At 61.3% G+C, this 13316-nt stretch carries 8 protein-coding genes, 1 tRNA gene and 2 riboswitches; of the genes, 6 read left to right on the top strand and 3 right to left on the bottom strand.

The features are described 5' to 3' along the window. Nucleotides 1-37: 37 nt before the first annotated feature. The 6 genes from WA950_RS04730 (at nt 38) to nrdF (ending at nt 10604) form a co-directional block, all read left to right on the top strand. Nucleotides 38-3382, top strand: coding sequence for a caspase family protein (locus WA950_RS04730; RefSeq protein ID WP_424550523.1), 3345 nt, complete (start codon nt 38-40; stop codon nt 3380-3382). 122 nt (nt 3383-3504) lie between these two features. Beyond that, a riboswitch (cobalamin riboswitch) is annotated at nt 3505-3714 on the top strand. Between the two features lie 99 nt (nt 3715-3813). After that, entirely contained in the window at nt 3814-6159 is a 2346-nt protein-coding gene (gene metE, locus WA950_RS04735) for a 5-methyltetrahydropteroyltriglutamate--homocysteine S-methyltransferase (RefSeq protein ID WP_424550524.1), read from the top strand. A gap of 219 nt (nt 6160-6378) precedes the next feature. After that, nucleotides 6379-6594: riboswitch (cobalamin riboswitch) on the top strand. A 241-nt stretch (nt 6595-6835) separates the two neighbouring features. Then, on the top strand, nt 6836-7057 hold the full coding sequence (nrdH, locus tag WA950_RS04740; protein WP_424550525.1) for a glutaredoxin-like protein NrdH: 222 nt from the start codon (nt 6836-6838) through the stop codon (nt 7055-7057). Between the two features lie 8 nt (nt 7058-7065). Beyond that, nucleotides 7066-7464, top strand: coding sequence for a class Ib ribonucleoside-diphosphate reductase assembly flavoprotein NrdI (gene nrdI, locus WA950_RS04745; protein ID WP_424550544.1), 399 nt, complete (start codon nt 7066-7068; stop codon nt 7462-7464). Continuing rightward, nucleotides 7446-9599 (top strand): class 1b ribonucleoside-diphosphate reductase subunit alpha, encoded by a 2154-nt coding sequence (gene nrdE, locus WA950_RS04750; RefSeq protein ID WP_424550526.1) that lies wholly within the window; start codon nt 7446-7448, stop codon nt 9597-9599. Before nrdI ends, nrdE begins: the two co-directional genes overlap by 19 nt. Before the next feature lie 15 nt (nt 9600-9614). After that, nucleotides 9615-10604: a class 1b ribonucleoside-diphosphate reductase subunit beta gene (nrdF, locus tag WA950_RS04755; RefSeq protein WP_424550527.1), complete on the top strand. Its 990-nt coding sequence runs from the start codon at nt 9615-9617 to the stop codon at nt 10602-10604. Nucleotides 10605-10934: 330 nt separating this feature from the next. Here the strand turns inward: nrdF and WA950_RS04760 are convergent. The 3 genes from WA950_RS04760 to WA950_RS04770 form a co-directional block, all read right to left on the bottom strand. Next, nucleotides 10935-11024, bottom strand: a tRNA-Ser gene (locus WA950_RS04760). 238 nt (nt 11025-11262) lie between these two features. After that, nucleotides 11263-12231, bottom strand: a complete 969-nt coding sequence (locus WA950_RS04765; protein ID WP_424550528.1) for a tyrosine-type recombinase/integrase — start codon at nt 12229-12231, stop codon at nt 11263-11265. A 123-nt stretch (nt 12232-12354) separates the two neighbouring features. Next, nucleotides 12355-13316 (bottom strand): porin (locus WA950_RS04770; RefSeq protein WP_424550529.1); only part of this gene is annotated, 962 nt, incomplete at its 5' end.

Here is a 13316-nt window from a genome sequence, read left to right on the forward strand (position 1 = left end):
CGTAATACTCATCGGTGATAATGCCGGAGGGAAGCGTATGTTCACGCGAATAAAAAAACGCTGGGCGCCGGTTTTCGTTGTCTCGATTGCTGTCGTTGTGTTCAACGTGGATGCCGCTGAGGCGAAACGCGTTGCATTGCTGATAGGCAACCAGAAATACGAAGAGACGGCCCAGCTTAACAATCCTGCGAACGATGTGGAGCTGATGCGCGCCTCGTTCGAGGGGGCCGGCTTCGATTCCGTCAAGATCGTCCTGGATCTCGATCGCGCCGCCATGGTGAAGGCGCTGCGCGAATTCGAGGACGATTCGGTGGATGCGGAAATGGCGGTGGTCTATTATTCCGGCCACGCCATGGAGATGAATGGCATCAACTATCTCATTCCGGTCGATGCGGCGCTGAAAAGCGACCGCGACGTCGAGGATGAAAGCGTCGCGATCGACCGCGTGCAGCGCTCGCTGGAAGGCGCGAAGAAGCTGAAGCTCTTCATTCTGGACGCCTGCCGCAACAACCCGTTCTCCCAGTCGATGACGCGTTCGGTCAGCACCCGCGCCGTGACGCGCGGACTTGCCCGCGTCGAACCCGAATCGGCCGATACGCTGATCGCCTTCGCCTCGAAGGCCGGAACGGTGGCGCTGGACGGGGAGGGCAAGAACAGCCCCTTCGCCACCGCGCTCTCCAAATACCTGACCGAACCGGGCCTCGACGTGCGCATCGCGCTCGGCAAGGTGCGCGACGAGGTGGTGGAAGCCACCAACCGCGAGCAGGAACCCTTCGTCTACGGATCGCTCGGTGGCGCGCAGATCTTCCTGAACATCAAGGAAGTGAACATCAATGTCACCAATAGCGGCAACACGCAGGAAGTCTCGCCGAACGGCCAGTCGGAAGCGGCTGCCGACTGGCAGAACATTCGCGACCTCGCCGACGAGGACCTGATCGCCGCCTTCATCGCCAAGCACGGCAAGGATCCCGTCTACAAGATGCTGGCGGAAAAGAAGCTCGCCAGCCTCAAGGAAGCCACCCAGACCGATGGCCAGGATGCGGCGGGCATTGCCTGGGAAGCGCTGAAGGGCTCGACCGACGCGGCCGCCCTCCAGCGCTTCATCGAGCGCTATCCCGACAGCCGCAACCGCGGCGATGCCGAACAGCTCATTGCCGCGCTGGAGCCGAAGAAGGGGCTCAGCGTCGATGTCGCCTCGAAGGAGACCGCCGCTTCGCGCGACTGCTTCCTTCTGGCCGGCGAGCCGCAGTCGCTGCCCGGCTTCATGGGCGTCAACTTCCTGAAGATCGATGCCAAGCGGGCGCTCACCGCCTGCGCGCAGGCAGTCAACGAGAACCCTTCCGACGGCATGCTCGTCAACCTGCTCGGCCGCGCGCACGACGCCGATCGCAACTATGTCGAAGCCCGCCGCAACTACGAAAAGGCTATTGAGCTCGGCAATATGTACGCGCTCACCAACCTTGCCTGGTTCTCGGTCTACGGCACGGACGGCCCGGTCGATGTGCCGAAGGGCCTTTCGATGCTCGAAAAGGCCTCCATTGCGGGCAATTCCTATGGTCAGGCCTCGCTCGGCTGGCTCTACCGGGAAGGCTACGGCGGCACGCGCCAGGACTATGCCGAAGCGGTGAAGTGGTACCAGCAGTCGGCCAATCAGGGCTATGCCAATGCCATGGCGACGATGGGCTGGTTCTATCGTGAAGGCCTCGGCGTTCCGCAGGATTACGTGCAGTCGCTCGCCTGGTACCGCAAGGCAGCCGAGGCGGGCGATGCCAACGCCATGTCCTCGCTCGGTTGGGCCTACCAGAGCGGCCTCGGCACGGCGCAGGATTATGCGCAAGCCAAGACCTGGTACGAGAAGGCCGCCAATATGGGCGATTCCTACTCGATGGCTTCGCTGGCATGGCTGTATGACGTCGGCAACGGCGTGAAGCAGGACTATGTGGAGGCCCGCTACTGGTATGAGAAGGCTTCCGATGCCGGCAGCGCCTATGCCATGGGCAATCTCTCCCGCCTCTATGATCAGGGTCTTGGTACGCCGGCCGATGCGAAGGAGGCTGTCCGTTGGGCTGCTGCGAGCATCGAAAGCGGCGATGCCAACAAGCTGAAGGAACTGAAGGAAACCCCCGGCAACTTCACGGTCGCTTTCCGCAAGGAAATGCAGGACCTGCTTCGCGAGCGCGGCTACTATAGCGGCACGTCGGATGGCGAGTTCGGCCCGGCGACTTACGCCGCGATCGACAGGCTGGCAGGCGGCCGCAACGACACTGCGGCGCTTTCGACCACCACCACGTCGACGGGCGCCAACCAGTCGACGGTCACGCTCAGCGGTTCGGATGCCGACCAGTGCTACGAACTGGCCGGTGAACCGAACCTCAGGCCGGGCTTTGCGGGCAAGCTCTTTGCGCAGATCGACTACGGCCGTGCGATCCCGGTCTGCGAAGCGGCGCTCAACGCCAATCCGTCGGACAACTCGATCCGCAACACGCTGGGTCGTGCGCACGACGCCGCGCGCAACTACAAGCAGGCGCGCGAGCACTACCAGAAAGCTGCCGACGAGGGGAACCTCTACGCGCTGACGAACCTTGCCTGGTATTCGATCTACGGCACGGACGGCGCAGCCGACATGGGCAAGGGCACCCGCATGTTCGAGCAGGCCGCCAACGCCGGTAACCCCTATGCCCAGGCATCCCTCGGCTGGCTCTACCGCGAAGGCTATAACGGCACGCGCAAGGACTTCGAGGAGGCGCTCAAGTGGTATCGCAAGGCAGCCGAACAGGGCTATGCCAATGCACAGGCCACAATGGGCTGGTTCTACCGCGAGGGCCTCGGCACGGCGCGCGACTACAAGGTCTCGCTCGACTGGTACAAGAAGGGCGCGGAAGGCGGCGATGTCAACGCCATGTCGTCGCTCGGCTATGCCTACCAGTCCGGCGTGGGCGTTCCTGTCGATTATACCGAAGCGCTCAGGTGGTACGAGAAGGCCGCAGCCTTCAACGACTACTACTCCATGGCCTCGATCGGTTGGCTCTACGATGTCGGCAACGGCGTGAAGCAGGACTATGTCCAGGCGGTCGACTGGTACGAGAAGGCGGCGAATGGCGGCAATACCTACGCCATGGGCAACCTGTCGCGTCTCTATGACCAGGGGCTTGGAACGCGCGCCAACGCCCGGGAAGCTGCCCGCTGGGCCGCCGCCAGCATCGAAGGCGGCGACCAGGGCAAGCTGCAGGAACTCAAGGGATCGCCGGCGAATTTCACGCCGCAGTTCCGCAAGGAGTTCCAGCAGATCCTGAAATCCCGCGGCTACTACAACGGCCCGATCGACGGCGATTTCGGCGCATCGACACAGAACGCAATCGACCGCCTGGCCGCCCGAACCTGAACCATCCGGCCGGGTGCCCGAAAACAAAGCCGCTGGAAACGCGCCCGTTTCCAGCGGCTTTTTGCATGGCAGAAGGGACATAAAGATTCCTTTATATCCCTTGACGACACCCCTCCCGCAGGCCATGGTGTGGCATCGTGGTTCTGCGGATTTTGCGATCCGGAGCTAAGAGGGAATACGGTGACGGCGCTTCACGCGCCCATGCCGGAGCTGCCCCCGCAACTGTAGGCGGAGAGCCGCTGTCCAATATGTCACTGAGGAAGACGCCTCGGGAAGACGGACGGTGGCGATGACCCGCAAGCCAGGAGACCTGCCGCGATAGATAACGTCCACGGGCGGGGTGTCCGGTGTGCCGCTTTGCGCCCGGTTCCCCCATATCCGTGCGCCGATGCGTCAGCCAATGCCTTGCCCACAACCTTCGGGGTAAGGAAATGACCATCAAGACTGCAAATCTCGGCTTCCCAAGGATTGGAAGACATCGAGAGCTGAAATTCGCTCTGGAATCCTATTGGTCGGGTAAGTCCGACCGTGGCGCACTGCTCGAAACGGCTGCCAGGCTTCGTGCCGACAACTGGCTGGAACAGAACGCCAAGGGGATCGACGTCATCCCGTCGAACGATTTCTCCCTCTACGATCACGTCCTTGACACGGCCGTCATGGTCGGAGCAATTCCGCCAATCTATGGGTGGAGCGGCGGCCCGGTCGATCTCGACGTCTATTTCGCCATGGCGCGTGGATCAAACGGGGGCCATGCGGCCTGCGGTCACGCCCATCACGGTTACGGCGTGCCGGCGCTCGAAATGACCAAATGGTTTGATACGAACTACCACTACCTCGTTCCCGAGTTCGAGAAAGAGCAAAGCTTCGAACTCACCACGAACAAGCCGCTGCAAGCCTTCCTAGAGGCGCGGGCGATCGGGGTAGAAACGCGCCCGGTTCTGCTTGGCCCTGTCACGTTCCTGAAGCTCGGCAAGTCGCGCGACGGTGCGAACCCGCTGCTACTGCTGGAGCGGCTGCTGCCGGTCTATGCGAGAATCCTCGCCGAGCTTTCGAATGCGGGCGCGGAATGGATCCAGCTCGACGAGCCGTGCCTTGTTCTGGACCTGACGGAGGAGGAGCGTCAGGCGCTCGTCCACACCTATGCCGCGTTCGCCGCCTTGGTCCCCGACCTCAAGATCATGCTGGCAAGCTACTTCGGTGCCCTCGGCGATAACCTCGACACGGCCATCGGCCTGCCTGTTGCAGGGCTTCACGTCGATCTCGTGCGCGCGCCAGAACAGGCAAGCGACGTGATTGCCAAGGCCGCGCCCGGCCAGACGCTCTCGCTGGGCGTGATCGACGGCCGAAACATCTGGAGGAGCGATCTTGCGAAAGTGAGGGAGACGGTCGCCTCGGCGGTTGCCTCAGGGAACCGCGACACCATTCAAATCGCGCCGTCCTGCTCGCTCCTTCACCTGCCGATCGACGTGACGCTGGAGACCGCGCTCGACGAGGAGCTCAAATCCTGGCTTTCGTTCGCAGTCCAGAAACTCGACGAACTCACGCTCCTTTCCACCGCGCTAGACGGGGATGAAAGTGCAGAAATCCCTGCACTGGGAGCGAACGCCGCAGTAACGCAGGCGCGGCTGACGTCGGTCCGTGTCCATGATCCGATCGTCGCCGGCCGCCTTGCCGAATTCGAAGGCGTGGAACAGAAGCGACGCTCGACCTTCCGTCGCCGGCAGGACGCCCAGCGCCGACGCTTCGACCTGCCGCTGTTCCCGACGACCACGATCGGTTCGTTCCCGCAGACCGCCGAGGTTCGCAAGGCGCGCTCCATGCATGACAGGGGCGAATTGAGCTATGTCGACTACAAGGCATTCCTGGAGCGCGAGACTGCGGCAGCCGTGCGGTGGCAACAGGAGATCGGGCTGGACGTCCTTGTCCACGGCGAGTTCGAGCGCAACGACATGGTGCAGTATTTCGGCGAGAAGCTTTCCGGCTTCGCCTTCACCAAACATGCATGGGTACAGAGCTACGGCTCGCGCTACGTTCGCCCGCCCATCATCTATGGCGACGTTTCGCGGCCGAACCCGATGACGGTCGGTTGGTGGGAATATGCCCAGTCGCTGACGCAGAAGCCGATGAAGGGCATGCTGACCGGCCCCGTCACGATCCTGAACTGGTCCTTCGTGCGTGACGACCTGCCGCGCGAAACGGTGTGCCGCCAGATCGCGCTTGCGATCCGCGACGAGGTGCTCGACCTGGAGAGCGCAGGTGCGGCCATCATCCAGATCGACGAAGCGGCGTTGCGGGAAGGCTTGCCGCTTCGCCACAAGGACTGGCGGCACTATCTGGACTGGGCGGTCGAATCCTTCCGCCTGTGCTCGACCGGCGTTGCGGACGAGACCCAGATTCACACCCATATGTGCTATTCGGAGTTCAACGACATCATGCCCGCGATCGCGGCGATGGATGCGGACGTCATCTCGATCGAGACCTCGCGGTCGAAGATGGAGTTGCTGCAGGCCTTCGCCGGCGAGCGTTACCCCAACGAGATCGGCCCCGGCATCTATGACATCCACTCGCCGCGTGTTCCGGACGTTGACGAAATGAAGACCCTGCTTGATCTCGCGCGCGAGCGCCTGGCTGACGACCAGCTCTGGGTGAACCCTGATTGCGGCCTGAAGACCCGCAAGTGGAAGGACGTGAAGCCGGCGCTGATCAACATGGTCGAGGCGGCGCGGAAGCTGCGGCAGGAGACACTGGGCGGCAAGCCGCGCCCGGTGCAGGCATAAGGCGCAAGACCGCATCGCAAGGGGAGCCGGCCGGAGGGCCGGCTCCTGCCTCCCTCGTCGATACCGTCTTTCCGGGTGATCCCACCGGAGCCCGCAGATGACGGCGAGAGGCACGCTGGTCATGGTCGCCGTGGATGGCAATCATCGGCCGGTAGCAGTTATCCCCGACGATGATGCTTGCATGCGACCATAGTTGTTGACTGATTTTGGGGTTCGTCTACCATATTTAGTGTTCAAGGTTCCTTCGATTCGAGAGTATCGAAGGCTAAGATGGGAATTCGGTCGGCGGACATGATGATCGCCAAGCCGGAGCTGCCCCCGCAACTGTGAACGGAGAGTGCCGTTCGATTTGGACACTGGAGCGTTGTTTCCGGGAAGGCCGAGCGAGCATGATGACCCGTGAGCCAGGAGACCTGCCTCGAACGAAACGTCCACCGGCGGGGTGTCGGCAGGAAAGCGATGCGCCGTGGCATGACGTCCCGCGCGCCGCTTCCCGAAGCTCCCGTCTGAGCCACTTCGGGGTGAAGTCCATGTCCAGCTTTTCCGTCTGCGTCAACGTGAGTAACGGGTCCTAGTTCCAGGGCCTCAGCTGACTGCGTCCAAATTCCGTCTCTGCAACGGCCGCCTCTGGTTGGCCGAACGATCCCGCACGCCAATCGATCTCACGAGGATATCCATGACCATCACCGTCTACAGCAAGCCCGCCTGCGTCCAATGCACCGCGACAACCCGCGCGCTCGACCGCCAGGGCATCGATTATCAGGTCGTCGATGTATCCGAGGATGCCGATGCCTTCGCCCTTGTGCAGGGGCTCGGTTACCGCCAGGTTCCCGTCGTCATTGCCGGTGGGCAGCATTGGGCCGGCTTTCGCCCGGACATGATCAGCGCCCTGGCGTGAGTGCCGTAGTGGGCGATCTCCTCTATTTCTCCAGCCGGTCCGAGAACACCCATCGCTTCGTCGGTCGGCTCGGAAGACAGGCGATCCGCATTCCCGTCGCCGCAAGCGACCTGCGGGTCGACCGCCCCTATGTGCTGGTCGTCCCGACCTACTGCGGCAACGACGGGAGGGGGGCGGTGCCCAAGCAGGTGATCCGCTTTCTCAACGACACGGGCAACCGCTCCTTCATCCGCGGCGTGATCGCCGCGGGCAACAGCAATTTCGGCGCGACCTTCGGGATCGCCGGCGACGTCATCTCCGCCAAGTGCAAGGTTCCGTACCTCTACCGGTTCGAACTCCTGGGCACCGACGATGACGTCATTAACGTCAGACACGGATTGGAACGATTTTGGACACGCTCACGCTAGAACGCCCGGCAAAGGCCGGGGAACCCGCGCTGGACTACCACGCGCTGAACGCCATGCTGAACCTCTACGACGAGCAGGGAAACATCCAGCTCGACAGGGACCGGATGGCGGCGCGGCAGTACTTTCTACAGCACGTCAACCAGAACACGGTGTTCTTCCATAACCTGCGCGAGAAGCTCGATTACCTCGTGACCGAGGGCTACTACGAGCAGGAGGTGCTCGACCAGTATTCCTTCAACTTTGTCCGCGACCTGTTCGACGAGGCCTATGCGCGAAAGTTCCGGTTTCCGACGTTCCTCGGCGCGTTCAAATACTACACCAGCTACACGCTGAAGACCTTTGACGGAAAGCGCTACCTGGAGCGCTACGAGGACCGCGTCTGCATGGTGGCGCTGGCGCTGGCACGGGGCGACGAGAAACTTGCCTGCGACCTCGTCGACGAGATCATTTCCGGCCGCTTTCAGCCGGCGACGCCAACCTTTCTCAATGCCGGGAAGAAGCAGCGCGGCGAACTCGTTTCGTGCTTCCTGCTCAGGGTCGAGGACAATATGGAGAGCATCGGCCGGTCGATCAATTCGGCGCTGCAGCTCTCCAAGCGCGGCGGCGGCGTGGCGCTGTCGCTCACCAACATCCGCGAGGCTGGCGCGCCGATCAAGCACATAGAAAACCAGTCCTCGGGCATCATCCCTGTCATGAAACTGCTGGAGGATTCGTTCTCCTACGCCAATCAACTCGGCGCGCGTCAGGGAGCCGGAGCGGTCTATCTGAACGCCCACCATCCTGACATCATGCGCTTTCTCGACACCAAGCGCGAAAACGCCGACGAGAAGATCAGGATCAAGACGCTCTCGCTCGGCGTCGTCATTCCGGACATCACCTTCGAACTCGCCCGGAACAACGAGGACATGTACCTGTTTTCGCCCTATGACGTTGAACGCGTCTATGGCGCGCCGTTCACCGAAATCTCGGTGACCGAGAGGTACCGGGAGATGGTCGCCGACAGCCGCATTCGCAAGAAGAAGATCAAGGCGCGCGACTTTTTCCAGATGATCGCCGAAATCCAGTTCGAGAGCGGCTACCCCTACATCATGTTCGAGGACACGGTGAACCGCGCCAACCCGATCGCCGGTCGCGTCACCATGAGCAACCTCTGCTCGGAAATCCTGCAGGTGAGCGAGGCGAGCGAGTTCAACGACGATCTCTCCTACAAGCATCTGGGCAAGGACATTTCCTGCAATCTCGGCTCGCTGAACATCGCCGCCGCGATGGATTCAGCCGATTTCGGCAAGACGATCGAGACGGCGATCCGGGCGCTCACGGCGGTTTCAGACATGAGCCACATTTCCTCGGTGCCCTCCGTCGCCAAGGGCAACGACGAGAGCCACGCCATCGGCCTCGGCCAGATGAACCTGCACGGCTTTCTCGCCCGCGAGCGCATTTTCTATGGCTCCGACGAAGGCGTGGATTTCACCAATATCTATTTCTATACGGTGACCTACCATGCGATCCGCGCCTCGAACCGGCTCGCTGTCGAGCGTGGCCAGAGCTTCAAGGGCTTCGAGAACTCGAAATACGCCTCGGGCGAATATTTCGACAAATACACGCAAGCCGAATGGCTGCCGGCGACGGAGCGTGTGGCGGAACTGTTCGAGACCACCGGCATCGACATCCCGACGCAGGAGGACTGGCGGGATCTGAAGCAGGCGGTGATGGAAGGCGGGCTCTATAACCAGAACCTGCAGGCCGTGCCGCCGACCGGCTCTATCTCCTATATCAACCACTCGACCTCCTCGATCCATCCGATCGTCTCGAAGATCGAGATCCGCAAGGAAGGCAAGATCGGCCGCGTCTATTACCCGGCCGCCTTCATGACCAATGACAATCTCGACTACTACCAGGATGCCTACGAGATCGGCCCGGAGAAAATCATCGACACCTATGCGGCCGCCACCCAGCATGTCGACCAGGGGCTGTCGCTGACGCTGTTCTTCCGCGACACGGCGACCACCCGCGACATCAACCGGGCGCAGATCTACGCGTGGAAGAAGGGCATCAAGACAATTTACTACATCCGCCTCCGCCAGATGGCGCTGTCCGGCACGGAAGTGCAGGGCTGCGTGTCGTGTGCGCTCTGATTTCAGGTGAATAGAATGAACATCCAAGTGAAGACCAAGGCCCCAAAGGCTGCCGCGGCCGTGCGCGCCATCAACTGGAACCGGATCGAGGACGACAAGGACCTCGAGGTCTGGAACCGCCTGACCGGAAACTTCTGGCTACCCGAGAAGGTGCCGCTGTCAAACGACATTCCATCCTGGGCGACGCTGAAGCCGGAGGAGCAGCAGCTGACAATCCGCGTCTTCACCGGCCTGACGCTGCTGGACACGATCCAGAACGGCGTTGGGTCGGTCAAGTTGATGGCCGATGCGGTGACGCCGCATGAGGAAGCCGTGCTTTCCAACATCTCCTTCATGGAGGCGGTGCACGCACGATCCTATTCCTCCATTTTCTCGACGCTCTGCCTGACACCCGACGTCGACGACGCCTATCGCTGGTCGGAGGAGAATGAGTTCCTGCAGCGAAAGTCGGCGCTGGTCATGGAGCAGTATGCTTCAGACGATCCTTTCAAGAAGAAGGTCGCATCGGTCTTCCTCGAAAGCTTCCTGTTCTATTCCGGCTTCTATCTGCCGATGTACTGGTCGAGCCGCGCGAAGCTGACCAACACCGCCGACATGATACGCCTGATCATTCGCGACGAGGCCGTTCACGGCTACTATATCGGCTACAAGTTCCAGCGCGGGCTGGAGCGGCTGTCGGAGGCACAACGGCAGGAAATGAAGGACTTCGCCTTCGATCTCCTGCTCGAACTCTACGACAATGAGGCGAGATACACCGAGGCGCTCTATGACGGCGTCGGCCTGACCGAGGACGTCAAGAAATTCCTTCACTACAACGCCAACAAGGCGCTGATGAACCTCGGCTATGAAGCGCTGTTTCCGCCGGAAGCCTGCAAGGTAAACCCGGCCATCCTGTCGGCACTGTCGCCGAACGCCGACGAAAACCAAGACTTCTTCTCCGGCTCGGGGTCGTCCTATGTGATCGGGAAGGCGGTTGCGACCGAGGACGAGGATTGGGCCTTCTAGGCAGGCCAAGTCTGCCTAGAAGGCCCTTGCAGGCCGATCTGGACATGTCAGCCATGGGATGGAAAGCAGTCGTGCCGAGGCTCGGCAGCGCACGGCTGCCATTTGCGGTAGCCATCGGCCCTCCCACTTGTTGCCCTCAGAAAGAGATTTGACGGCAGTGGAGGGGTCGCCACAATGCGGCTCTCGCGCCGCGACTAAGGTGACTTGCAGACTGGTTTGACAGCGTGACCGGAAAATCGAAAATTCCGATTTCGGGTGTCAAAATTCCGAAAAATCGCAGCGCGCTACAATCGGGATGATCACGACGAACTACAGAAGCGATAGGGGAACTGGCGGAGAGGAAGGGATTCGAACCCTCGATACCGTTTCCGGTATACTCCCTTAGCAGGGGAGCGCCTTCGACCACTCGGCCACCTCTCCGCTCGCGGTTTCAGTATGTGGCAGAGCTTGAGATTGCAAGGCTTTTTTGACGGTTCAACGAAATGAGACGATCTTTGCCACAGGCAGGCCATCCGGCCGTCTGTTTTCGGGCAGCTTTGGCGCGCCAGCCTGTGGAACAGGCGCAGCGTGCATGCTCACGCGCCCTGCTTTCGGGACGTGAGCACGCGAACTGCGCGCTGATTCTCTCTTTGAAACCAAGGCGGGGAGGGCCCGGCCCCTACAGGAGGGGCGAGGCGGATGCCATTGGTTGTTCTTCCGCCCTGGCGAGCGCAGCGCGCTCCAGGACAGGTACGCAGACGTCAAGGTCGCCGGATGCCAGATGCGCATAGCGCATGGTCATCTGCAATGTCTGGTGACCGAGCCAGGTCTGCACGCGCCGGATGTCGATGCCGCCCTGAACGAGGCGCGAGGCACAGGTGTGGCGCAGGATATGAGGAACAACGTCGGGCTCGGTTCCGAGCCCCACTTCCTGCTTCGCCTCGTTCCACGCCGCCCGGAATTTTGCCTGGACAATGGATGTGAACGGGCCGCGCTTGGCCCTGTCCGAGGCCCTGATTGCCGCCGTTGCCCGCAAGGTGAGCGGGACGGAGCGGCTTTTACCGCTCTTTGTCAGCCAGAAGGTGACGCGCTCGCCCTGGATGTCCTGCCATCGCAGGCCAATCCCTTCGCCTAGCCGGGCCCCTGTATCTATAAGGAAGATACAGAAACGCCCGTACAGCTCCGACTTTTCATTTATCGCCTCGAACAGGCGGACTTCTTCGTCCGGCTCGAGAAAACGGATTCGCCCCGCTTTCTCCTTCAGGCGCTTGAATTCCGGCAGGCTCTGGACGTCGCCCATCTTGTGGGCCTTGCGCAGCAGTTTGCTCAGCGCCGCCATTTTCCTGTTGATCGTGGCGTTGCTGTTTCCGCGCTTGCGCAGGTGTGAAAAGAGCTTGTCCAGCATCTCATCGGTGAATTCCGAGAATTCGGCACCGAAAAGAATCTCGTCAAGCTCACCGACAAAGGAGGTCACATTATATTTGTGAGAACCGGGCTCCCAGAGGAGGTCCACATAGCGCTCCATAAGGGAGCGAAGGCTGGCGCGCGGATGCATCCGGAAGCGGGGACCGCTCCGGAATTGGTAGTTCAGACTATACGTCTCGTTAATTTGTATGCTTTTGGGCATGACGACCTTGCTGCGCCTCATTTAGGCGCGCATTGGTTGCATCAAATGGTTACCGTATTCCTGCCACATTTGCCCCAAAAGTAGCAGAAGCGGGTAAACCCGACACAAGGCCGGGTTCCCCTTTTTTGGTTACGTCAACCGGACTTAGAAGTTGCGCTGCAGGCGCAGGAAGCCGCGGGTGAAGTCGGTGTCCTGACCGCCGGAAACGTTGACCTTGTTGTAGTCAACCGTACCCTTGAAGTTCAGGCCGCTGACGATTTCGTAGTCGACCGTGAGGCCAACGCGCCATGCGTCGACGTTGCTGTTGAAGGCAACATCACCGAAGTACTGAGCGGCCGGGGTGAACGTCAGCTTTTCCGTTGCCTTGAAGGCGTAGGAAGCAGCAACGGTCCACTCGGAAGCGGCCCAGTAAGCGTTCGGGTCAGAAGCCCAGATACCAGCGAGCTGTGCGGTGCCCGGACCGACTTCAGCCGACAGGATCGCGCGGATCGCGCCTTCGGTGGCTTCGGTGTCGTAGCCGCCGAGGATGTCGAGGTTTACGCCGCCGAGCGTGAAGCCAACGGTGCCGGCAACGCCGAGAGCGTTCGACGTGTTCTTGGCAGGGTTGATGTTGTAGTTTGCGTTCTCAAGCTCGTCGAGCGAGATACCTGCACGCCAGGTGCCACCGTCGTAGGTGTAGGCGATCGAGTTGAACAGCGTCTCGTTGCCGAGCGAGTCCGTCTCGCCGTTGATGCCGCTATCCCACCAGCTGTAGAAGTAACCAGCCTTGAAGCCGCCGAGTTCGATGAAGGCTTCATCGATGCCGAAAGCGCCGCCGTTGCCGGAGTTGTCGGCATTGGCTTCGATTGCGATGAAGCTACGCAGCGTGCCGAGTTCGGTGTCCGTGCGGGCGTCGAAGTTTACGTGTGCCTTCGTGAAAGCGTCCCAATCGGAGTTTTCACGACCGCCAACGCCGAAAGCGTTCACTTCGTCGCGTGCAAAGCCGGTCTGGAAGCGAACGAAGCCGCCGACCTTGAGGCAGGTTTCCGTGCCCGGGATGTAGAAGAAGCCGGTGCCGAATGCGTCGCAAACGCGAACGTATTCCATCGGCTCGGGCTCAGCAGCAA

The organism is Shinella sp., from assembly GCF_049651085.1.
In the GTDB taxonomy this organism is placed as follows: Bacteria; Pseudomonadota; Alphaproteobacteria; order Rhizobiales; family Rhizobiaceae; genus Shinella.